We start from the raw sequence: 22962 nt of genomic DNA on the forward strand, positions 1-22962 counted from the left end.
GCAGACTAGTTGGAGGACACGGCGCGCAGCAGATCCTCGGCGCGGTCCGTGACCTCCCAGGTGAAATCGGGCAGTTCACGGCCGAAGTGGCCGTAGGTCGAGGTCTGCGAGTAGATCGGGCGCAGCAGGTCGAGTTCCTGGATGATCATCGCAGGGCGGAGGTCGAAGACCTCCCGGATGGCGGCCGAGATGGCCGCAGGGTCCGCCTTCTCCGTTCCGAAGGTCTCGACGTAGAGCCCCATCGGATCGACTCGGCCGATCGCATAGGACACCTGCACCTCGGCACGGTCGGCGAGACCGGCTGCGACGACATTCTTCGCCACCCAGCGCATCGCGTAGGCCGCCGACCGGTCGACCTTCGACGGGTCCTTGCCGGAGAACGCACCGCCGCCGTGACGGGAGAACCCGCCGTAGGTGTCGACGATGATCTTCCGTCCGGTCAGACCGGCATCGCCCATCGGTCCGCCCGTGACGAAGGGACCGGCCGGGTTGATGTGGATGTTCGCACCCGAGGTGTCGAGACCGGAGTCGGCGATCACCGGATCGATGACGAGCTCCTTGATCTCGGTGTGCAGCTGGGACTGGCTGGTCTCCGCCGAATGCTGGGTGGAGACCACGACGTTCTCGATCGACACTGCCTCATCGCCGTCGTAGCCCAGCGTCAGCTGCGTCTTGCCATCGGGACGCAGGTAGTCGAGCCGACCGGACTTGCGCACCTCGGAGAGCTGCTCGGCCATCCGGGAGGCCAGGTGGATGGGCAGCGGCATGAGCACATCGGTGGAGTTGTCGGCATAGCCGAACATCAGTCCCTGATCTCCGGCGCCGAGGCTGGTGCCGTGGTCTGAGGATTCGACGGCCTCACGGAAGTCCAGCGGATTCGTCACCCCGGAGTGGATGTCCGTGGACTGGCTGCCGATGGACACTGAGACTCCGCAGGAGTGTCCGTCGAAGCCGGTGTCCGAGGAGTCGTAGCCGATGCCCGTGATGAGGCTGCGTACGATTCCGGCGACATCGGCGTAGGCGGCGGTATTCACCTCACCGGCAACATGGACGAGCCCGGTGGTGACCATGGTCTCCACGGCCACTTTGGCGTTGGGGTCCTGCCGGAGCAGGTCGTCGAGCACCGCATCGCTGATCTGGTCGCAGATCTTGTCGGGATGTCCCTCGGTGACGGACTCGGATGAGAAGAAACGCAGATTTGTGTGTGTCACGTTGTCGATTCTACGTGGGTGAATTGGTCGGAGACGGCCGTGATGACCTTTTGTGAAACATGGTCCTTCGACCCGTGGAATTCGTCGCCGACGACGATCTCGCCGTGGTGGGCGGAGATGATCTGGACCATGGTGTCATCGTGGCCGAAGGCGCGGTCGTCCGAGACGTCGTTGAATACGAGAAGGTCGACGCCTTTGCGCTCGAACTTGGCTCGAGCGTAGTCGAGGGCGGCGGTGGCGGCGTCCCCGGTCTCGGCGGCGAATCCGACGATGATCTGATGGCGGAGGCTGGTCTGACGGCTGCGCTCGTCGACGAGTCCGCGGAGGATGTCCGGGTTCTGTACGAGACGCAGAGTCAGACCGTCGTCTCCGGACTTCTTCATCTTCGAGTCCGTCGTCTCGGCCGGCCGGTAGTCGGCGACGGCGGCGGCCATGATGATGGCATCAGCCCGCACCTGGGCCGAATGCATCGCCGACTGCAGCTCCAGAGTGGATTCGACCGGGGTGATCGTGATGCCCGCAGGCAATCCCGTCAGCAGCCCGGTGTCGATGTTCGCGGCGACGAGTTCGACTGATGCGCCCGCGGCATGGGCGGCCTTGGCCAGCGCGATGCCCTGTTTGCCTGAGGAGCGGTTGCCGAGAAAACGCACTGGGTCGAGTGCTTCCCGCGTGCCGCCTGCGCTGATGACGATGCGACGACCGGACAGAGCACCGCTGTGGTCATTGGACGCGTCTGCCGAGTCGGCGGAGGTGCCGTCCTTGACCGAGAGCGCGAAGTCGACGATCTCTTCGGGTTCGGGCAGTCGGCCGGGCCCGGAATCGGGGCCGGTGAGGCGTCCGACAGCAGGGTCGAGGACATGGACGCCGCGGGAGCGCAGGGTCGCGATGTTGGCGACTGTGGCGGGGTTGAGCCACATCTCCGTGTGCATGGCGGGGGCCACGACCACCTCGGCGGTCGTAGTGAGCACGGAGGCGCTGAGCAGATCATCGGCTCGTCCGGCGGCGATCTTCGCGATCAGATCCGCGGTCGCCGGAGCGATGATGACGAGTTCGGCTGCCTGTCCGATGCGGACGTGATTGACGGTGTCGATCTCGTCGAAGACATCGGTGGTCACGGTCTGGCCGGACAGTGCCTCCAGGGTGGGGGCACCGATGAATTTCAGTGCGTTGGCCGTCGGAACGACCTTGACGCTGTGGTCGAGCTCCCGGAGCCGCCGGATGATGTGTGCCGCTTTGTAGGCGGCGATCCCACCGGCGACGCCGAGTACGATTCTCACTGGTCGCTGAAGTCGATCGCGCCGTCGTTGCTCACAGGAGCGGTGGCTTCGGCCTCGGGTGCGGCCTGGATGAAGTCGGCTTCGGAGACCTCGCGGGCGACGATCTTCGACTCGTTGACCTCACGCAGAGCGATCGACAGAGGCTTCTCGTTGGTGCCCGGCGTGACGAGCGGACCGACGTTCTCGAGCAGTCCCTCCTGCAGCTGGGCGTAGTACGAGTTGATCTGACGGGCGCGCTTTGCCGCGATCGAGACCAGTTCGTACTTCGAACCGGTGACGTTGAGCAGATCGTCGATCGGAGGGTTGGTGATGCCTTCAGGCTGTGCGGGCAAGGAGATTCCCATCTAATCGGAAGTGGATATACCCATCAATGATAGGAGTTCTTCGGCCGCAGTGCGAACGTGGTCGTTCACAATGGTCACGTCGAACTCCGATTCGGCGGCCAATTCGCGTTTCGCGGTGGCCAGTCGTCGTTCCTGCTCCTCCTCCGTTTCGGTGCCTCGACCGGTCAGGCGGGAGACGAGTTCCTCCCAGCTGGGCGGGGCGAGGAAGACGAAGCGGGCATCGGGCATCTTCTCTTTGACCTGGCGGGCTCCCTGCAGATCGATCTCCAGCAGCGCGGGAATCCCCTGTTCGAGCTTCTCCTCCACCGGGGCCGAAGGCGTGCCGTAGCGGTGGCGTCCGTGGACGACGGCGTATTCGAGCAGGCGATCCTCGGCGATGAGGGTGTCGAAGGCGTCGTCGGTGAGGAAGTGATAATGGACACCATCGATCTCACCGGGGCGTCTGGGTCGGGTCGTGGCCGACACGGAGAACCAGACCTCGGGGTGGTTCTGTCGAATATAGGTGCTGATGGTGCCTTTTCCGACGGCGGTCGGACCCGCGAGGACGGTGAGTCGATTATTCACAGATCTGAGGTTGTCACACTCAGGAATATTTCTCCAACAGGGCGGACTTCTGGTGCACGCCCAGACCTTTGATCCGACGGGAGGTGGCGATGCCGACCTCTTCCATGGCGGCTTCGGCGCGCCGGTCGCCGACTCCGGGCAGAGCTCTGAGCAGATCGAGCACACGCATCTTCGCCAGTGCTTCGTCGTCTGCTGCCTTCTTGAGCACGGCCGCGAGATCGGTATCGCCGGTCTTCAGCGCCGACTTCACTTCGGCTCGTGCCTGACGTGCCTTGAACGCTTTGTCCAACGCAGCGGAACGCTGTTGCGGGGTCAACGGTTCGAGTGCCACTTTGTCTCCTCTGTCACCATGAACGGGCAGGTAGGGAAGTTGTCTCAGTCTAAGACAAAATCCCTGCCGAGAGGCGATATGAGAAGAAATTGGTGTCGTGGCGAGCCGGAATCCGCCCTTCGACGGAACACCGAAACCGGTGTTCGGAGCGCCCCCGCGATCCGAACACCGGTGTTCAGTCGGTGACCGTCAGCGCACGATTGAGCGCGGCGGCGGTTTCGGCCAGACCGTCGGGTCCGGCACCGAGCACCGCACGGGAGGCGGTGGCGAGCACCTGTCCCGATTCCAGCGCCCGGCTGCCGAAGACGGCCCGCAGCTCGGTCAGGCCTGCGCCCTGTGCGCCGACGCCCGGAGCGAGGATCGGTCCCCCGCAGTCGCTGGGATCGAAACCCAGATCGCGCGCGGCGGTGCTGATGGTCGCTCCGACGACGAGTCCGAAGGGGCCGAGGTCGTCGGGTGTCCCCAGTGCCTGAGCATTGCGCTGCCGGACTCGGGACACGATCGATCCGGCCACCGATTCGCGGTCTCTCACGGCATGCTGGACTTCTGCCCCTTCCGGGTTCGAGGTCAGTGCCAGGACGAACACGCCCTTGCCGTGAGCGGCAGCGAGTTCGAAAGCCGGCTCCAGGGCGCCGAATCCGAGGTAGGGCGAGACCGTGATCGAGTCCGCGGCCAGCGCCGAGGCGGGGTCGAGGTAGGCCTTCGCGTAGGCACCCATGGTCGACCCGATGTCACCGCGTTTGATGTCGAGGACGGTGAGCAGTCCGGCGTCCCTGGCCGCGGCCAGCGTCTCTTCGAGAGCAGCGACGCCGGCGGAGCCGTACTGTTCGAAGAACGCGGACTGCGGTTTGACGGCGGCCACCGAGCCCTTGAGCTCGGAGACCGTGCGGAGGGCGAACTCCCGGACCCCTGCGGCGCTGGCAGGCAGCCCCCAGGAGGCGAGGAGATGCTCGTGCGGGTCGATGCCCACACACAGCGGTCCATGCTCGTCCATGGCGGCTGCCAGTCGGGTGCCGAACATCAGGCGCTCCAGTCCTGCAGGCTGCGCACATCGAACTTCGAGTCGCGGATGACTTCGAGGGAGGTCACGGCGGCGGCGAATTCGGCCAGCGTGGTGATCAGCGGCACGGAGTTCGCGGTCGCCGCGGCGCGGATCTCGTAGCCGTCGGCGCGTTCCTGCCGACCCGACGGCACGTTGATGACCATGTCGATGGTGCCCGCGGTGAGGTAGTCGATGACCGTGCGGTCTTCGGCGTCGGCCTCGAAGTGCTTGTGCACCTGCGTGGTCTTGATCCCGTAGCGGGAGAGCACAGCTGCGGTGCCGGTGGTCGCGACGACGTCGAAGCCCATATCGACGAGCTCCTTGACCGGCAGCACCATGGCGCGCTTGTCCCGATCGGCCACCGACACGAACACGGTGCCCGAGGTCGGCAGCTTCACGGACGACCCGAGCAGTCCCTTCGCGAAGGCGGTCGGGAAGTTGTGGTCGATGCCCATGACCTCACCGGTCGAGCGCATCTCGGGACCGAGGACCGAGTCGACGATCTTGCCTTCGACGGTGGTGAACCGTCGGAACGGCAGGACTGCCTCCTTGACGGCGATCGGATGGTCGAGCGGCAGGGTCGAGCCGTCGCCGACCGCCGCCAGCAGATCGCCGCGCAGATCCTCGATCGTGCGGCCCACGGCGATGAGCGCCGCGGCCTTGGCCAGCTGGGTCGACGTCGCCTTCGAGACAAAGGGCACGGTCCGCGAGGCACGTGGGTTGGCTTCGATGACGTGGAGGACATCCGCGGCGATGGCGAACTGGATATTGAGCAGTCCGCGCACGCCCACACCTTCGGCGATGGCCTTCGTGCCCTGGCGGACGCGCTCGAGCACGTCCTCACCCAGAGTCAGCGAGGGCAGTACGCAGGCGGAGTCGCCGGAGTGGATTCCGGCTTCCTCGATGTGCTCCATGATTCCGCCGATGTAGACCTCGTTGCCGTCGTAGAGGGCGTCGACGTCGATCTCGATGGCGTCTTCGAGGAACCGGTCGACGAGGACCGGACGATCGGTCGAGATCTCCGTGGCGCTGGCCATGTAGTCGAGCAGCTGCGTGCGATCGTAGACGATCTGCATTCCGCGTCCGCCGAGGACGTAGGAGGGCCGCACGAGCACCGGGTAGCCGATGTTCTCCGCGATCGCTGCGGCCTCCGCTGCGGTCACCGCAGTGCCGTGCTTGGGCGCGGTGAGTCCGGCCCTCTCCAGCACGGCTCCGAACTCACCGCGGTCCTCGGCCAGGTCGATGGCCTCGGGCTGGGTGCCGAGCACCGGTACACCCGCGGCCTTGAGCTTGTCGGCCAGGCCCAGCGGTGTCTGTCCGCCGAGAGTGCACACGACGCCGAGGACCTCGCCGGCGGCGAGTTCGGCGTGGTAGACCTCCATGACGTCTTCGAACGTCAGGGGTTCGAAGTACAGACGATCGGCGGTGTCGTAGTCGGTCGACACGGTCTCCGGATTGCAGTTGACCATGATCGTCTCGTAGTCGGCGGACCCGATCGCCATGGTCGCGTGCACGCACGAGTAGTCGAACTCGATGCCCTGGCCGATGCGGTTCGGGCCCGAGCCGAGGATGATCACGGCCGGGCGCTCGCGCGGCATGACCTCGGTCTCGGAGTCGTAGCTCGAGTAGTGGTAGGGAGTCTTCGCTTCGAATTCTCCCGCGCAGGTGTCGACCGTCTTGAACACCGGGCGCACGCGCAGTGCGTGGCGGATGCCGGTGACGACGCTCGTGTCGAGACTGCGCAGTCCTCCGATCTGCTCGTCGGAGAAACCGTGGTTCTTCGCAACCCGCAGGACCTGCTCGTCGAGTTCGTCGGCGTCGCGGACATAGGCGGCCACCTCGTTGATGAGCTGGATCTGATCGAGGTACCAGGGGTCGATCTCGCAGGCGTCGAAGACCTCGGCCGCGCTCAGGCCGGCGGCGAGTCCGCGCTGAACCGAGTGGATGCGGTCGGCAGTGGCGTGCGAGATCGCTTCGAGCACGGATTCGCGGACGTCGTCGTCGGAGACGTCGGGCAGGTCGGCCCAGCTGAACGCGGAGTCCTTCTGCTCGAGTGAGCGCATCGCCTTCTGCAGCGCGGTGGTGAAGTTGCGGCCCAGGGCCATCACCTCACCGACGGATTTCATCGTCGTCGTCAGGGTCGGATCCGCGGCCGGGAACTTCTCGAAGGTGAAGCGCGGGATCTTCACGACCACATAGTCCAGGGTCGGTTCGAAACTGGCCGGGGTGACCTTCGTGATGTCGTTGGGGATCTCGTCGAGCGAGTAGCCGACGGCGAGCTTCGCGGCCATCTTGGCGATCGGGAAGCCGGTGGCCTTCGACGCCAGCGCCGAGGACCGGGAGACGCGTGGGTTCATCTCGATGGTGATGATGCGGCCGGTCCTGGGGTCGACGGCGAACTGGATGTTGCAGCCGCCGGTGTCCACGCCGACGGCACGGATGATGGCGATGCCGATATCGCGCATCGACTGGTATTCCCGGTCGGTCAGCGTCAGTGCCGGAGCCACTGTGATCGAGTCGCCGGTGTGCACGCCGACCGGGTCGACGTTCTCGATCGAGCACACCACCACGACATTGTCCTTGTTGTCGCGCATGAGCTCGAGTTCGTATTCCTTCCACCCGAGGATCGATTCCTCGAGCAGCACCTCGTGGGTGATGGAATCGGACAGGCCGGCGCCGGCGATGCGGCGCAGATCGGCTTCGTCATAGGCCATGCCCGAGCCGAGGCCGCCCATGGTGAACGAGGGGCGGACGACGACCGGGTAGTTGAGCTCCTCGGCTGCGGCCAGGGCTTCGTCAAGGGTGTGGCAGATGGCGGATCTGGCCACTTCGGCGCCGCAGGCCTCTGCGATGTCTTTGAACTTCTGACGGTCCTCGCCGCGCTGGATGGCGTCGACGTCGGCACCGATGAGTTCGACGCCGTACTTCTCGAGCACTCCGGCGTCGTGGAGGGCGATGGCCGCGTTGAGTGCGGTCTGTCCGCCCAGGGTGGGCAGGAGCGCGTCGGGGCGTTCCTTCTCGATGATCGTCTCGATGACGTCCGGATCGATGGGCTCGACGTAGGTCGCGTCGGCGATGTCCGGGTCGGTCATGATCGTCGCCGGGTTCGAATTGATGAGGATGACGCGCAGGCCCTCGGAGCGCAGCACGCGGCACGCCTGGGTGCCCGAATAGTCGAATTCGCAGGCCTGGCCGATGACGATGGGGCCGGAGCCGATGACGAGGACGGATTTGAGGTCGTGTCTCAGTGGCATTGGGTGTTCTCCTTAGACCTGGGCAGCCGAATCGGCCTGGGAAGCGGACATGAGGTCGACGAAGCGATCGAACAGGTAGCTCGAATCGTGCGGGCCGGCCGCAGCCTCGGGGTGGAATTGGACGGAGAAGGCGGGAATGTCGAGGCAGGCGAGTCCCTCGACGACGTCGTCGTTGAGGCACACGTGGGAGACGATCACCCGGCCGTAGTCGGCCTTGTGCGGGGCGATGGTCTCCCCTGTCAGCGGAGCGTCGACGGCGAAGCCGTGGTTCTGCGAGGTGATCTCGACCTTCTCCGTGGTCCGGTCCATCACGGGCACGTTGATTCCACGGTGGCCGAAGGGCAGCTTATAGGTGCCGAAGCCCAGGGCCCGACCGAGCAGCTGATTGCCGAAGCAGATGCCGAAGAACGGGATTCGGGCGTCGAGCACGGCGCGCAGCAGTTCGACCTGGTCGTCTGCGGTCGCGGGGTCGCCGGGGCCGTTGGAGAAGAAGACTCCGTCGACGCCCAGGGCCCGGATCTCTTCGAAGCTGATCGTCGACGGCAGCAGGTGCACGTCGATTCCGCGTTCGCTCAGTCGTTCGGGGGTCATCGATTTGATGCCGAGGTCGACGGCGGCGACGCTGAAGCGCTTCTCCCCGCGGGCGGGGACGAGGGTGGGTTCGGTGATCGAGACTTCGTCGACGAGGTTGGCTCCGACCATCTGCGGAGACGCCTGGACACGGGCGAGGAGTTCGGATTCGGGCGCCTCGGCGGCGGGTCCGGAGAAGATGCCCACGCGCATGGCTCCCTTGTCGCGCAGGTGGCGGGTCAGGGCTCGGGTGTCGACGTCGGAGATGCCGACGATCCCGGACTCGGTCAGCCAGTCGGCCAGGTCGCCTTCGGAGCGCCAGTTCGACGAGATGCGGGAGGCATCGCGGACGACGTAGCCGGCGGCCCAGATCTGGGCGGATTCGTCATCGGTGCGGTTGACTCCGGTGTTGCCGATGTGCGGAGCGGCCTGGATGATGATCTGTCGGTGATAGGACGGATCTGTCAGCGTTTCCTGGTAGCCGGACATGGCGGTGACGAACACGGCCTCACCGGTGGTTTCGCCGATGTGTCCGTAGGCGGATCCGTGGAAGGTCCGGCCGTCTTCGAGGACGAGGACGGCGGGGGTGGTGGAAAAGCTCATTGTGCCTCTTCGATCATTTCGCGGATGCGGTCGACGGTAGGTGTGGTGGATGCGGCGTAGCGGGCGCGGAAGCCCGTGTCGACGAGGGTGTCGCCCAGGTGCCAGGTGATGCGGATGATGCCTCCGCGTTCGACGAATTTCCCGATCATCCCGTTCGTGGTGTCCACGGAGACGATGTCGCGGCGTGGGATGAGGAAGTCCTCGCGTCCGGCCAGGTCCATGATCACTCCCCCGTCGGTGACGACGAGTTCCCCGGTGGTGCGGATGCCCAGGCCGTGGACGGCGACGCGTTCGAGCGGATGGCCGGCCTTCGTCGTCGACACGTAGGAGCCTTCGACGGGTTCGCCCACGGCCTTGATTCCCATGTGGGGCTTCGGCGGGGTGACGACCTCTGACTGGGCCCGTTTGCGTCGGCTCCATCCCCAGGCGATCGCGACGATCACGAGGAGGATGACGGCGGCGACGATGAGTGTGCCTACTGCTGTGTCCATGTTGCTCCTGCCGGGTGGGGTGTGGTGAGTGCCCCTGCGGCCAAGACCCGGTGGCCGTAGAAGAAGGTGTCGGTGACCTGCGCGGTGACTTCGACGCCGGCGAAGGGGTTGTTGCGTCCCTTCGTGGCGTGGTCGGCGGGTTCGATGCGGTGAGGTGCGGTCGGGTCGACGAGGACGATGTTCGCACTCGCCCCGATCTCGAGGCTGCCGTGTCCGGAGGCTCCGGTGATCCGGGCCGGAGCCGAGGACATCACGCGGGCCACATCGCCGAAGTCGAAGTCGTGGTCGGCCATGGCGGCGACGACGATCGACAGGGCGGATTCCATGCCGACCATGCCCATGGCCGCTGCGGTCCATTCGCTGCATTTGTGTTCGGCCGTGTGCGGGGCGTGGTCGGTGCCGACGACGTCGATCGTGCCGTCTGCCAGCGCTTCACGCAGCGCCTGCACGTCCCGGTCGGTGCGCAGCGGCGGGTTGACCTTGTAGACGGGGTCGAACGTGCGCACGAGTTCGTCGGTGAGCATGAGATGGTGCGGTGTCACCTCGGCGGTCACGGCGATCCCCCGGGCCTTGGCCCAGCGGATGAGGTCGACGCTGCCGGCCGTGGAGACGTGGCAGATGTGCAGCCGGGACCCGACGTGTTCGGCCAGGAGCACATCGCGGGCGATGATCGACTCCTCGGCCACGGCGGGCCAGCCGGGCAGTCCGAGTTCGGCCGAGACCGTTCCCTCATTCATCTGTGCGCCTTCGGTCAGGCGCGGCTCCTGGGCGTGCTGGGCGATGATCCCGTCGAAGGTCTTGACGTATTCGAGGGCGCGGCGCATGAGCAGCGGATCGGAGACGCAGATTCCGTCGTCGGAGAACATCCGCACGCGGGCTCCGGAGCGCGCCATGGCTCCCAGCTCGGCGAGCTGCTGTCCCTCGAGTCCGGTGGTCACGGCGCCGACAGGTACGACTTCGGTGAATCCGGCGGCGCGGCCGAGGCGGTGAACCTGTTCGACGACTCCGGCGGTGTCGGCCACCGGCGCGGTGTTCGCCATGGCGTGGACGCAGGTGAACCCGCCCGAGGCGGCTGAACGTGATCCGGTGAGCACGGTCTCGGCGTCTTCCTTGCCCGGCTCGCGCAGATGGGTGTGCATGTCGACGAGTCCCGGCAGGGCCACGAGTCCTGCGGCGTCGACGGTCTCAAAGTCGCTTGAGCTCAACAGTTCGGGGTCGACGATGCGACCGTCCTGGATCGCGATATCGGCGGCTCCGCGTCCGAGCAGATCGGCACCGCGGATGAGGTAATCAGTCATTGGTCTCCTCCTGACCGGTCAGCAGACGGTAGAGGACCGCCATGCGCACGCTCACTCCGTTCTCGACTTGGTCGAGGACGAGGGCGCGGGGTGAGTCCGCTGCGGCAGCGGAGATTTCGAAGCCGCGGTTCATGGGCCCTGGGTGCATGATGAAGCTCGTCTCCGGCAGTTTGGCCAGACGGGCCGCGCTCAGTCCCCACAGGCGGGCGTATTCGCGTTCGTTGGGGAAGAAGGATTCGTGCATCCGCTCGTGCTGGACCCGCAGCATCATCACGGCTGCGAAGTCCTCGGCGCTCAGCGCCGAATCGAAGTCGTAGTGGATGGTCACCGGCCAGTTCTCCACTCCCCAGGGCAGCAGCGTGGGTGGTGCGATGAGGTGGACGTCCGCGCCGAGGCGGGCGAGCAGGTGGACGTTCGACCGAGCCACTCGGGAGTGCAGGATGTCTCCGACGATGGCGACCTTCGCTCCGTCGAGTCCCTGACCGCGCGGTCCCCCTTTCACCGGGCCCGAGGCGGGGACTCCGGCGAGTGCCCGACGCAGGGTGAACGCGTCGAGGAGCGCCTGGGTGGGGTGTTCGTGGGTGCCGTCGCCGGCGTTGACGACGGGGACGTCGATCCACCCGGTATGGGCGAGGCGGTGGGCGGTGCCCGCTCCGGAGTGGCGGACGACGATGGCATCGGCGCCCATCGCCGAGATCGTCTGGATCGTGTCCTGGAGGCTCTCGCCCTTCGACACGGAGGAGCCCTTGGCGGAGAAGTTGAGCACATCGGCCGAGAGGCGTTTGGCTGCGGCTTCGAAGGACAGTCGGGTCCGTGTGGAGTCCTCGAAGAACAGGTTGACCACTGTGCGTCCGCGCAGCACGGGCAGCTTCTTGACCTCGCGTTCGGAGACGAGAGTCATCTCCTCGGCGATGTCGAGGATGCCGATGGCGTCGTCCCGGCTCAGTGATGCGGTGTCGAGCAGATGCTTCATTCGCGGCCTCCCGAGATGCTCACGGAGTCGTCACCGTCGATTTCGGTCAGGGAGACGTTGACGCGTTCGCTGCTGGAGGTCGGCAGGTTCTTGCCGACATGGTCGGCACGGATCGGCAGATCCCGATGGCCGCGGTCGACGAGGACGGCGAGGCGGACCTTGGCGGGTCGACCGACATCGGCGAGGGCGTCGAGGGCGGCGCGGATGGTGCGTCCGGAGAAGAGCACATCGTCGACGAGGACGACGGTCTTCGCATCGATTCCCGCACTCGGGATGGTGGTGGGTTCGGGTGCCCGGTAGGAGCCGCCGCGCAGATCATCGCGATACATCGTGATGTCGAGGCTGCCGGCGAGTTCGCCTGCGGTCTCGGGCCGACCGGAGATGGAGGCGATCGCCTCGGCGAGTCGGTGGGCGAGCGGGACTCCGCGGCGCGGGATCCCTAAGAGGACCAGGTCGTCGCTGCCCTTGTTGGATTCGATGATCTCGTGCGCGATGCGGGTGATCGCCCGGGAGATATCGGGGGCGTCCAGCACTGTTCGCTGTGTCATATTTCCCCTTCTCCGCCTCTCTGGACGGTGGTTAAAGGAGTGGTTCGATTCGATTGTAGACCCGGTGGGGCGCCCACCGGCGGGCGGGTCCGGAGTGCGGACCCGCCGCCTCAGATGAGTGTCGGTTTGACGTCGAGGATGCGGGAGAGCAGCCCCGAGACGAAGCCGGGAGAGTCATCTGTGGAGAACTGTCTGGCCAGAGACACTGCTTCGTCGATGGCCACTTTGTCGGGAACCTCGTCGTTGAACAGCATCTCCCAGGTTCCGATCTCCAGCAGCGATCGGTCGACAGCCGGCATCCGATCCAGGGTCCAGCCTTCTGAGTAGGTGGAGATGATCTCGTCGATCTCCGCCTGCTTCTCGGTGATGCCCTTGACGATCTCGACCGCGTATTCCTTCATCGGGTAGTCGGGATCGTTCGACCGCATGGTGACGAGTTCGTCCATGGCCAGTCGACGCTGCCCGGCTTCGAAGAGCAGCTCGAGAGCCCGGCGACGGGCTCTGGTACGTGCGGACGCCACTTACTTGACGCGACCGAGGTAGTCGCCGCTGCGGGTGTCGACCTTGACCTTCACGCCTTCTTCGAGGAACAGGGGCACCTGGATCTCGTAGCCCGTCTCGAGGGTCGCAGGCTTCGAACCGCCGGTCGAACGGTCGCCCTGAAGTCCGGGTTCCGTGTGGGTGATGGTCAGTTCCACCGAGGGCGGCAGCTCCACAGAGAGCGGGGTGCCCTCGTGGAAGGAGATCTGCAGATCCTGGTTCTCGAGCATGTAGTTCGCGGCGTCGCCGACGAGCTCTGCGGAGATGTTGACCTGGTCGTAGTCCTTGGCATCCATGAACACGTAGTCGGTGCCGTCATGGTAGAGGTACTGCATATCGCGGCGATCGACGTTCGCGGTCTCGACCTTGGTGCCGGCGTTGAAGGTCTTGTCGATGATCTTGCCGGAGATGACATTCTTCAGCTTGGTGCGGACGAAGGCCGGTCCTTTTCCGGGCTTGACGTGCTGGAATTCGAGCACCTGCCACAGCTGGTTGTCGAGGTTGAGCACAAGGCCGTTCTTCAGGTCGTTCGTTGTCGCCACTAATTCGTCCTTCTTCGGTTCAGTCCTGATCACCGAATGGTGATCGCAGTCGGCACGACGCGCCGGAGAACCCCGAGGTGCGGGGTCGACGAACGCGCCACTGGGCAAGTCTAGCAAGCTTAAGCGGGACGCTTCCATCCGGGCGGGGTCAGTCGAGGCCGAGGCCGATGCCGAGGGGAACCGTCGGCGAATCCTCGCCGATCTCCTGGTAGGCGGTGAAGAGGATGGAGGCATCGGGGATCTCGACGGTGCTCGGTTCGCCGATGTCGCTGAGCAGCACCATCCGCAGCATCGCTCCGCGGGCCTTCTTGTCTCTCTTCATCGTGTCCAGCAGCTGCGGCCACACGTCGGAACGGTAGCCCACCGGCAGTCCGAGCTTGCCGAGCAGTTCACGGTGGAGGTCGACGACTTCATAGGGCAGACTCTTGATCATCGACGCCACCTCGGCGGCGAAGACCATGCCCACCGATACGGCGGCACCGTGGCGCCACTGGTAGCGCTCCTTGTGCTCGATCGCGTGGCCGAGGGTGTGGCCGTAGTTGAGTATCTCCCGGCGTCCGGACTCCTTGAAGTCTCCGGAGACGACTTCGGCCTTGACCCGGATGGAGCGTTCGATGAGCTCGCGCAGCACGGGGCCGTGCACATCGGCGATCTCGTCCTTCGAATGGTTCGACACGAGATCGAGGATTGCAGGGTCGGCGATGAATCCGGTCTTGACCACCTCGGCGAGGCCGGTGAACAGTTCGTTCTCCGGCAGGGTCCCGAGCGTGTCGAGGTCGACGAGGACACCGGCGGGTGCGTGGAAGGAGCCGACGAGGTTCTTGCCTTCGGCCGTGTTGATCCCGGTCTTGCCGCCGACGGAGGCGTCCACCATGCCGAGCACGGTGGTGGGGATGTGGATGACCTTGATTCCGCGCAGCCAGGTGGCGGCGACGAAACCGCCGAGGTCGCTCACCGCTCCCCCGCCGACGGTGATGATCGCGTCCGTGCGGGTGAAGTCGGATTGGCCGAGGACCTGCCAGCAGAATGCGGCGACCTGGACGTGTTTGGCTTCTTCGGCGTCGGGGATCTCCGCGGCCACAGCCTCCAGACCGGCGGCGGCGAGGTCGTCGCGAACGGTCTCACCGGTGGTGCGCAGGGCGCGGGGGTGGATGACGAGGACCTTCTCGACGCGGTTCCCGAGCAGCTCGGGCAGTTCGCCGAGCAGTCCCTGGCCGACGAGGACGGGGTAGGTCCCGCCGGCGTCCACATTGATGCGTGTGAGGCTCATTCGTCCGTCTTCCTGCTCGTTCATCGTCTTCTCTCAAGGCTCGGCCGCCCGGTGAGTGCTCGGAGCCGAGGCACCTGTTCCGCGGGCCGGATCCAGCCTAGCCCTCACAGGCTCCCGGCGGCGAAACGGGTGACCGATGTGGTCACAGGCGTCTCACCGCCGGGGCCGTGCTCAGCGCGGCTGACCGGATCCGTCGTCGTCGGGATCGGCGTACTTCGCGTACTCCTCCGCTCGTTGCAGGCCGGTGAGAACGTCGACGACTCGGTTGACCACCGTCGACGGCGGTGAGTTCGAGGCCTGGACCCGGAAGGTCGCGACCTGTTCGTACAGCGGTTCGCGTTCGTTGACCAGGGCCAGCCAGTTCTCCACCGGGCTGCCGGCACCGCGCAGCAGCGGTCGGTGCGGGGCGGTCAGCCGCTGGGACACGGTGTCGACATCGATATCGATGTGCACGACCTTGATCGACGGATGTCGCAGCTGAGCTCGGGTGCCGGGGTTGAGGATCGCTCCTCCGCCCAGGGACACGATGCCCGGACGATCGAGCAGACGACGCAGGGCTCTGCGCACGACCTCGCGCTCGATGCGCCGGAAGTGATCTTCGCCGCGTTCGACGAAGATCTCCGAGATGACCCCGTACTTGTCGACGATGTTCGCGTCCGTGTCCGTCAGCGGCAGGCCGAGTCGGTCGGCGAGCAGCCGACCGATCGTCGATTTCCCTGCCGCCGGCGGACCGGAGAGCACGATGCGCGAGAGCGCGGCGGGAACCGGTTCCAAGGGCGGAACCGGTTTGGGCAGCGGGGTGTGGTTCATCGTCCGATGCGGAGGTTCTCCGGAATGGCCGCGACATAGGCGTCCAGGTTCCGCTTCGTCTCGGCAACGGAGTCTCCGCCGAACTTCTCGACGACGGCTTCGGCGAGCACCAGTGCCACCATGGCTTCGGCGACGACTCCCGACGCGGGAACTGCGCACACGTCGGAACGCTGATGGTTCGCCTTCGCGGCCTCACCGGTTTCGACGTCGACCGTCGCCAGGGCACGCGGCACCGTGGCGATCGGCTTCATCCCCGCCCGCACGCGCAACGGACCGCCAGTGGACATTCCGCCTTCCGTGCCGCCGGCACGATTGCTGGTGCGACGGAATCCGTCGGGTCCGACTTCCAGTTCGTCATGGGCCTGCGAGCCGGGACGCTTCGTGGTGAGGAAACCGTCTCCGACCTCGACGCCTTTGATCGCCTGGATGCCCATGAGGGCACCGGCCAGGCGGGAGTCGAGACGACGGTCCCAATGCACGTGGGAGCCCAGGCCCGGAGGCAGGTCGTAGGCGAGGACTTCGACGACTCCGCCGAGGGTGTCCCCGGCCTTCTTCGCCGCGTCGATCTCGGTGACCATCGCCGCCGAGAGGTCGGCGTCGAAGCAGCGGACCGGATCGGCGTCGAGGGCTTCGACATCGGCCGCGGTCGGCAGCGCGGGCAGCGCATCGGCTGCGTGTTCGGCGCCGCCGATGGCCACGGTGTGGGAGACGAGGGTGATGCCCAGTTCGCCGAGGAACTTTGCGGCCACCGTGCCCAGTGCCACGCGCATCGCGGTCTCACGCGCGGAGGCGCGCTCCAACACGGGGCGGGCTTCGTCGAATCCGTACTTCTGCATGCCGACGATATCGGCATGGCCCGGACGAGGCCGGGTCAGCGGGGCGTTGCGCGCCAGTCCTTCGAGCTCGGACGCGTCGACGGGATCCGGGCTCATCACGGATTCCCACTTCGGCCATTCGGTGTTGCCGACCTCGATCGCCACCGGTGAGCCCAAGGTCTGCCCGTGGCGGACACCGCCGAGGAGACGCACCTCGTCGGCTTCGAACTTCATCCGTGCGCCGCGGCCATAGCCGAGTCGGCGGCGAGCCAGGCTCGCACGAATATCGTCCCTGGTGATCGGTACATGGGCGGGAAGCCCTTCAATGATCCCGGTCAGCGCTTCGCCGTGGGATTCGCCTGCAGTCAGCCATCTCAACATTCCACTGATTCTACAAAAGTATTGGGGCGAACAGGCACCCGAGCCACATGCCGGAAAGCATGGCCGGTCCGAAGGCGATGGTCACCCCGCGCACCCGACCGGCCCGGATCGCGCCGATGAGCGCCCAAACTCCGCTGATGAGCATCATGGCGACAAGCACGATGGCAGGTGCCCACGGGTCGAAGAGACCGGGCACGGCGAAGACGATGAACGCAAGCTTGACGTCCCCGAGCCCCATCGTCCGTGCTCGCAGCGCTCGACCCATCAGGTGCACTGCCGTGAAGAAGACGAGGCCGATCAGTCCTGCGAAGAACGACGCGAACCACATCGGCAGCGCTCCAAGCACGGACCCTGTGATGATGAGTCCGAGTGCGACCAGAGACAGGGGGATGACGATCCGATCAGGCAGCCTGCGTACGCTGACATCCGCAGTGACGAGGAATGATGTGGCGCCTGCGATGAGGCCCAGCAGCAGGGCGGAGAGGATGCGATCGGCGGAGTTCGGCTGGTCTGGGGCGAACGTCGTCTCGCTCAGCGGCGCATAGGCGCTCCACCCGGTCTCAAGTGGTGCGAGCACAGTGAGGGTGAAGACGACGGCGGCTCCTGCGGCGATGATGACGCCCCCCCACCACCGGACCCGGACCACGTGTCCATCTGGAGGCCCGCCACCGCTGCAGGTGCGAGGCGTCGTTGAGCCAGGCACCCGGGGTCACGGAGAGGAGGAGACCGCAGGCCAGAGCGACCAGAACCGTGACACCGATGGTCATCCCGTGCAGCACTCCGGTGTCCATCGCGATCGCCGGTTCAGTCCTGGGTCCGGACCGGCGGGACCTCGAGTGCTGCGTACATGGCCGCCGTGACCCGCGCGGTCAGGTCGTCTGCTGCCGGCAGGGTCTCCGACGTCGGCAGGGTCTCCGTCGTGGTTGGGTCGTCGGCCGTTGCTGCGGCGAGGAACATCTCGAACTGGGCGACGGCCTGTTCGACGAGCATGGCGGTTCCCGGGACGGGGCGCAGACCGTGTGCGGCAGCCGCGGCGAGGAAGGTCGAATCGGCGGCGTAGGCGACGTCGAGGGCGATCGCGCCGGGGGCGAAGGAGTCATCCCAGGTCGGGTCGGGCGCCGCCTCGGCGGGCAGGGTTGAGATGACGAGCTCCGATGGACCGATCCGGGTCAGGTCTCCCACCGAGGCGGTCAGACCGGTCCGCTCGGCTAAGTCGAGGACCCGGCGGGCACGGTCCGGGCTGCGGACGCGGAAGTCCACGTGTGCGATCCCGAGATCGCGGCAGGCCACGAGCGCCGAGGCGGCCGTGGCTCCGGCGCCGAGGATCGTCGCCCGACCGGCTCCCCCACCACCACCGGACGCGGACGGACCCGAATTCCTGTGCGGGGCGATGGCACGCACGATGCCCTCGACGTCGGTGTTCGCCACCTGAACGTCTCCGCCCCGGCGCACAATCGTATTGCCGGCTGCCGTCAATGTCGCCGTCTCGTCGAGGTTCCACCCGCGAACGGCGGCGAGTGTGACGAGTCGGTCCTTCAACGGCATCGTCAGGGAGAAGCCGGTGTGATCGGGGTGGGAGTCGAGGAATTCCTCGAGCTCATCGGCTCCGAGTTCGTACCGGGAGTATTCGCTGGATTCCAGGTTCAACGCTGCGAAGGCGGCGCGGTGGAGCAGCGGGGACTTCGAGTGTGCGATCGGCGAACCGAGCACTGCGGCAAGTATCCTCACCGGTTATCCGTCGTCCTTGCTGTGCTCGCGCAGCCACTTGCGGTAGATCTCGACGTTCTTCTTGTGGTCTTCGTAGTTGTCGGCGAACTTGGTTTCCCCCGTGTCCGGGTTCGTCGCGACGAAGAACTGCCAGTCACCGTCGGCGGGATCGAGCGCGGCCTCGACGGCGCCCTTGCTCGGCGAGTTGATGGGCCCGGGAGGCAGCCCCTTCCTCTTGTACGTGTTGTACGGCGAGTCGGACTGGCGTTCCTTCTTCGTCGTCGTCAGGTCGGAACGAGCACCGTGGATATAGGCCACGGTCGCATCCGATTGGAGCAGTCCTCCGGTCTGCGACTTCTCGGAGATGCGGTTGAGGAAGGACCTTGCCACCTTCGAGCGCACCTCGGGGTCTCCCGGGGATTCCTTCTCCACGAGGCTGGCCAGCGTGAGGATGCGGTTGGCGTCCTTGCTCTCGATTCCCAGTTCGTCGAGTTCGGTCTCGGTCTTGTCGACCATCTCCTGGACGATGTCCTCGGCGGTCTTCTGCTTGTTGAGGTCGTAGGTCGCCGGATACAGATACCCTTCGAGGCTCGGTGCTTCGATCTCGAGTCCGTAGTCCTTCGGGGTCTTGTCGTCGATGGCTTTGTCGACCTCGTCGGCGTTCATCCCCGATTCGATCATAATCGCCTTGATCTCTTCGACCTGTTTGCCTTCGGCGACCGTGATCTTGGGCGGGGCGATGGGGTTGATGAGCGCTTCGACCGCGGCCTTCGAGCTCATCTTCTCCCGCATCGTCCAGGTTCCGGCCTGGATGGTCGCCTCGCGGCTTTCGATCTCGTCGAGGAAGGGCTCGGAGTTCATGATCACTCCGGCTTCGACGAGCTGGTTGGCCACGGTGCGGGCCGAGGATCCGGGTGCGATCTCGATCGAGACCTCGTTCGTGCCCTGACCCTCGTAGTCGCCTTTCGGCCCGAACAGGTCGTCGAAGACTCCGCCGGCCGCGCGCACACCGAAGAATCCCCCGATGCCGAACACGAGGACGCAGATGATCACGATCGTCGTCGTCCGTCGTCGGCGCATCATCCTGCGCCGCTTCTTCGCGCGGATCTCTGCGCGGGACAGTCCTTCGTCGGTCGAGAACTCTTCGGTGATCGGGCTCATACGTCGCTCTCCTCGTCGGGCATCTCACGGCCGGCGGGGACACCGGTGTTGTGTTCGTACTCGAGGGCGTTCTGGAGGATGATCACGGCGGCTTGGGCATCGACGATCTCGCGTCTCTGGCGTGACGATTTCCCGGCTGCGGCGAGAGCTTGGTGGGCCTCGACGGTGGTGAATCGTTCGTCGACGAGACGGACAGGTGTGCCGGTGGCCGCGGCGATCCGGCGGGCGAATTCCAACGCCGAGGTGGCTGCGGCGCGGGCGGCGCCGTCGAGGGACTTCGGGTCCCCCACCAGGAGTTCGATGGGTTCGTATTCGTCGACGATGTCGCGCAGCTGCCGCAGCGCCGCCGGTTCGTCCGCTCGACGAACGACGGTGAGCGGGGTGGCCAGAATCCCGTCGGGGTCGCTGGAGGCGACACCGATCCGCACGGAACCGATGTCGAGACCCAGCCGGCGACCTCGGCGGAAACTCACTGGATGGCTGCCTTGACCGCCGCGATGGCTGACGGGATCGCCGCGGGGTTGCTGCCCCCACCCTGGGCGAGGTCGGGCTTGCCGCCGCCTCCGCCGCCGAGTTCTCCGCAGGCCAGCGACACGAGCTTCCCTGCGTTGAGACCGGCGGCGCGGGCCGCCTCGGTGGTGGCGATGACGACGACGGGCTTTCCGCTGCTGACTCCGATGCCGAAGATCACCGCCTGACGGTCGGCGACCCGGTTGCGCAGATCGGTGACCAGTGTGCGGAGATCTCCGGCATTGGCGATGTCGCCGAGTTCGGCCTGCACGAACAGCGTCTGGCCCACGGTCTGCGCCTCATCGAGGAACTTGCCCGAAGAGGCCAACAGCTGCTGGGCGCCCAGTCGGGCGATCTCCTTCTCGGCGTCCTTGAGCCTGCTCATCAGGTCGGACACGCGTGATGTGACATCGGCGCCGGGGACCTTGAGCATCTCCGAGAGCGAGGACACGATGGTCCGCTCGGCGGCCAGGGACCGGAAGGCGTCCATGCCGACAGCGGCTTCGATGCGTCGGACTCCGGAGCCGACGGATGCTTCGGAGAGCACGGAGATCGGGCCGACCTCCGCGGAGGCTCCGACGTGGGTGCCGCCGCAGAGTTCGCGGGAGAATGGTCCGCCGATATCGACGACGCGCACGACGTTCGGGTACTTCTCGCCGAAGAGCGCAATGGCACCGGACTTCTTCGCGTCGTCGAAGGACATGTATTCGGTGCCGACTTCGTAGTTCGAGCGCACTGCGAGGTTCGCGACCTCTTCGATCTCGGCCCGCATCTGGGTGCTGGGGGCTTCGGGGAACGAGTAGTCAAAGCGCATGTATCCGGGCTGGTTGAGCGAACCGGCCTGCACGGCGTGGCTGCCGAGGATCTCGCGCAGCGCAGCGTGGACGAGGTGGGTGGCGGTGTGGGCCTGTGCGCCCTGAAACCGGTGGTCGTGGTCGACGGCGGCGAGCACCTCGTCGCCGACGCGCAGCTCTCCGTCGATGACCTCGACCCGGTGGGCGGGCAGTCCCTTGACCGGATTCTGCACGTCGCTGACCCGGGCGGTGAAGCCATGGCCGGAGATGAGGCCGACGTCGGCGCGCTGACCACCGGATTCGGCGTAGAACGGGGTCAGGTCGAGGATGACGTCGCCGCTCTGACCGGCGGTGAGCACCTCGGCGGCGACCCCATCGACGACGATTCCTCGCACGCGGGAGTCGGACTCGAGTCGGTCATAGCCAACGAATTCGCTGGGACCTTCGTCGAGCAGCGCCGAATAGGCGGACAGGTCGGTGTGGCCGCCGCCCTTCTTCGCCTTGGCATCGGCCTTGGCGCGGGTGCGCTGTTCACTCATCAGCTCACGGAACCCGGCCTCGTCGACGCTCAGTCCGGCTTCGGAGGCCATCTCGAGAGTGAGGTCGATGGGGAATCCGTGGGTGTCGTGGAGGGCGAAGGCGATGTCTCCACTGATGGTCTTGTCCGCGCCGTCGAGTGACTTCGCGGCATTGGCGAACAGCTGAGTGCCGGATTCGAGGGTGCGCAGGAACGCCTTCTCCTCGGCGTAGGCGACCCGGGAGATGCGGTCGAAGTCGGTTTCGAGTTCCGGGTAGGACAGCTTCATGGCCTGCATGGAGACGGGCAGCAGCTCGGGCAGGACTTCTTCCTTGACTCCGAGCAGACGCATGGCACGCACGGCACGGCGGAGCAGGCGGCGGAGGATGTAGCCGCGGCCTTCGTTGCCGGGGCGGACCCCGTCGCCGATGATGATCAGGGCCGAACGGACATGGTCGGCGACGACGCGCAGCTGCACATCGGCGTGCTCGTCCTCGCCGTAGGTCCGGCCGGCCAGACGACTGGCGGCCTCGATGACGGGGAAGACCTCGTCGATCTCGTACATGTTCTCCACGCCCTGGAGCAGGAAGGCGACACGTTCGAGTCCCATGCCGGTATCGATGTTCTTCGCCGGCAGCTCGCCGGCCACGTCGAAGTCGACCTTCGAGCGAACCGCGGAGAGTTCGAACTCCATGAACACGAGGTTCCAGATCTCGATGTAGCGGTCTTCGTCGGCCACGGGTCCGCCGTCGACGCCGTAGGCGGGGCCGCGGTCGAAGTAGATCTCCGAGCAGTAGCCGCCAGGGCCGGGCTGGCCGGTGTGCCAGTAGTTGTCCTCGTTGTCGCGCAGCTGGATGCGCTCGCGGGGAACGGAGGTCTCCTCGAGCCACATGTCGATGGTCTCTGCATCGTCCTCGTGCACTGTCGCCCACAGCAGGTCCGGGTCGAAGCCGAGGCCGCCCTCGGCGACGGGGGTCGTCAGCAGTCCCCAGGCGAACTTGATGGCATCGCGCTTGAAATAGTCGCCGAAGGAGAAGTTGCCGTTCATCTGGAAGAAGGTGCCGTGGCGGGTCGTCTTGCCGACCTCTTCGATGTCTCCGGTGCGCACGCATTTCTGGACGCTGGTGGCACGGTTGAACGGGGCCGGCTCCCGGCCGGTGAGGTAGGGAATGAACTGGACCATTCCCGCGATGTTGAACAGGATGGACGGATCGGAGCTGATCACCGACGCCGAGGGGACCACGGTGTGCCCGTTCGCTTCGAAGTAGTCCAACCAGCGTTGTTTGATCTCTGCCGTCTTCAATCCAAGGCCTTTCAGATATTGCCTGTGCGCCGCCGAGCGGATGAGCCCGGCGCGACACTTACTCGTGCGTACCCGCACTTAACAGGAACCAGTTTAATGGCTGCGC

The 22962-nt window shown here is 66.0% G+C and carries 22 protein-coding genes; all 22 read right to left on the reverse strand.

Annotation, left to right across the window (positions count from 1 at the left end; genetic code table 11):
* Positions 1 to 5: 5 nt before the first annotated feature.
* Complete coding sequence (gene metK / locus HK353_RS03760) at positions 6 to 1211, reverse strand: methionine adenosyltransferase (protein WP_173152539.1); 1206 nt, start codon at positions 1209 to 1211, stop codon at positions 6 to 8.
* A complete protein-coding gene (gene coaBC / locus HK353_RS03765) occupies positions 1208 to 2488 on the reverse strand; it encodes a bifunctional phosphopantothenoylcysteine decarboxylase/phosphopantothenate--cysteine ligase CoaBC (protein ID WP_173152541.1) in 1281 nt (426 codons plus the stop codon). Before coaBC ends, metK begins: the two co-directional genes overlap by 4 nt.
* Positions 2485 to 2820, reverse strand: coding sequence for a DNA-directed RNA polymerase subunit omega (gene rpoZ / locus HK353_RS03770; RefSeq protein WP_228281215.1), 336 nt, complete (start codon positions 2818 to 2820; stop codon positions 2485 to 2487). The genes coaBC and rpoZ overlap by 4 nt, the downstream gene beginning before the upstream one ends.
* A gap of 12 nt (positions 2821 to 2832) precedes the next feature.
* A complete protein-coding gene (gene gmk, locus HK353_RS03775; protein ID WP_101544382.1) occupies positions 2833 to 3396 on the reverse strand; it encodes a guanylate kinase in 564 nt (187 codons plus the stop codon).
* Positions 3397 to 3415: 19 nt separating this feature from the next.
* Positions 3416 to 3727, reverse strand: coding sequence for an integration host factor, actinobacterial type (gene mihF, locus HK353_RS03780; protein ID WP_025777825.1), 312 nt, complete (start codon positions 3725 to 3727; stop codon positions 3416 to 3418).
* Between the two features lie 175 nt (positions 3728 to 3902).
* A complete protein-coding gene (pyrF, locus tag HK353_RS03785) occupies positions 3903 to 4748 on the reverse strand; it encodes an orotidine-5'-phosphate decarboxylase (RefSeq protein ID WP_173152544.1) in 846 nt (281 codons plus the stop codon).
* Positions 4748 to 8023: a carbamoyl-phosphate synthase large subunit gene (gene carB / locus HK353_RS03790; protein WP_173152555.1), complete on the reverse strand. Its 3276-nt coding sequence runs from the start codon at positions 8021 to 8023 to the stop codon at positions 4748 to 4750. The genes pyrF and carB overlap by 1 nt, the downstream gene beginning before the upstream one ends.
* 12 nt (positions 8024 to 8035) lie before the next feature.
* Positions 8036 to 9196, reverse strand: coding sequence for a glutamine-hydrolyzing carbamoyl-phosphate synthase small subunit (gene carA, locus HK353_RS03795; RefSeq protein WP_173152567.1), 1161 nt, complete (start codon positions 9194 to 9196; stop codon positions 8036 to 8038).
* A complete protein-coding gene (locus tag HK353_RS03800; RefSeq protein ID WP_173152570.1) occupies positions 9193 to 9687 on the reverse strand; it encodes a PH-like domain-containing protein in 495 nt (164 codons plus the stop codon). Before HK353_RS03800 ends, carA begins: the two co-directional genes overlap by 4 nt.
* The gene (locus HK353_RS03805; protein ID WP_173152573.1) at positions 9672 to 10985 is read right to left on the reverse strand and encodes a dihydroorotase; all 1314 of its coding nucleotides are present in this window, start codon (positions 10983 to 10985) and stop codon (positions 9672 to 9674) included. The genes HK353_RS03800 and HK353_RS03805 overlap by 16 nt, the downstream gene beginning before the upstream one ends.
* Entirely contained in the window at positions 10978 to 11958 is a 981-nt protein-coding gene (locus HK353_RS03810; protein ID WP_173152576.1) for an aspartate carbamoyltransferase catalytic subunit, read from the reverse strand. The genes HK353_RS03805 and HK353_RS03810 overlap by 8 nt, the downstream gene beginning before the upstream one ends.
* Entirely contained in the window at positions 11955 to 12506 is a 552-nt protein-coding gene (gene pyrR / locus HK353_RS03815; protein WP_139467335.1) for a bifunctional pyr operon transcriptional regulator/uracil phosphoribosyltransferase PyrR, read from the reverse strand. The genes HK353_RS03810 and pyrR overlap by 4 nt, the downstream gene beginning before the upstream one ends.
* Positions 12507 to 12616: 110 nt before the next feature.
* The gene (gene nusB / locus HK353_RS03820; protein WP_039207417.1) at positions 12617 to 13027 is read right to left on the reverse strand and encodes a transcription antitermination factor NusB; all 411 of its coding nucleotides are present in this window, start codon (positions 13025 to 13027) and stop codon (positions 12617 to 12619) included.
* On the reverse strand, positions 13028 to 13588 hold the full coding sequence (efp, locus tag HK353_RS03825) for an elongation factor P (protein WP_025777834.1): 561 nt from the start codon (positions 13586 to 13588) through the stop codon (positions 13028 to 13030). It abuts the gene before it with no gap.
* A gap of 148 nt (positions 13589 to 13736) precedes the next feature.
* The gene (gene aroB, locus HK353_RS03830; protein WP_173152579.1) at positions 13737 to 14858 is read right to left on the reverse strand and encodes a 3-dehydroquinate synthase; all 1122 of its coding nucleotides are present in this window, start codon (positions 14856 to 14858) and stop codon (positions 13737 to 13739) included.
* Between the two features lie 171 nt (positions 14859 to 15029).
* Positions 15030 to 15668 (reverse strand): shikimate kinase, encoded by a 639-nt coding sequence (locus HK353_RS03835; RefSeq protein WP_173152582.1) that lies wholly within the window; start codon positions 15666 to 15668, stop codon positions 15030 to 15032.
* Complete coding sequence (aroC, locus tag HK353_RS03840; protein ID WP_173152597.1) at positions 15665 to 16864, reverse strand: chorismate synthase; 1200 nt, start codon at positions 16862 to 16864, stop codon at positions 15665 to 15667. Before aroC ends, HK353_RS03835 begins: the two co-directional genes overlap by 4 nt.
* A gap of 10 nt (positions 16865 to 16874) precedes the next feature.
* Positions 16875 to 17510, reverse strand: coding sequence for a prepilin peptidase (locus tag HK353_RS16910; protein WP_173152600.1), 636 nt, complete (start codon positions 17508 to 17510; stop codon positions 16875 to 16877).
* 158 nt (positions 17511 to 17668) lie between these two features.
* Entirely contained in the window at positions 17669 to 18592 is a 924-nt protein-coding gene (locus HK353_RS03850) for a shikimate dehydrogenase (RefSeq protein ID WP_173152603.1), read from the reverse strand.
* 3 nt (positions 18593 to 18595) lie between these two features.
* Positions 18596 to 19732, reverse strand: coding sequence for an endolytic transglycosylase MltG (gene mltG / locus HK353_RS03855; protein WP_173152606.1), 1137 nt, complete (start codon positions 19730 to 19732; stop codon positions 18596 to 18598).
* Positions 19729 to 20205, reverse strand: a complete 477-nt coding sequence (gene ruvX, locus HK353_RS03860) for a Holliday junction resolvase RuvX (protein WP_173152609.1) — start codon at positions 20203 to 20205, stop codon at positions 19729 to 19731. Before ruvX ends, mltG begins: the two co-directional genes overlap by 4 nt.
* The gene (gene alaS / locus HK353_RS03865; RefSeq protein WP_173152612.1) at positions 20202 to 22856 is read right to left on the reverse strand and encodes an alanine--tRNA ligase; all 2655 of its coding nucleotides are present in this window, start codon (positions 22854 to 22856) and stop codon (positions 20202 to 20204) included. Before alaS ends, ruvX begins: the two co-directional genes overlap by 4 nt.
* Positions 22857 to 22962 lie beyond the last annotated feature (106 nt).

Origin of the sequence: Brevibacterium permense, from assembly GCF_013280495.1 — a bacterium.
Taxonomy (GTDB): Bacteria; Actinomycetota; Actinomycetes; order Actinomycetales; family Brevibacteriaceae; genus Brevibacterium; species Brevibacterium permense.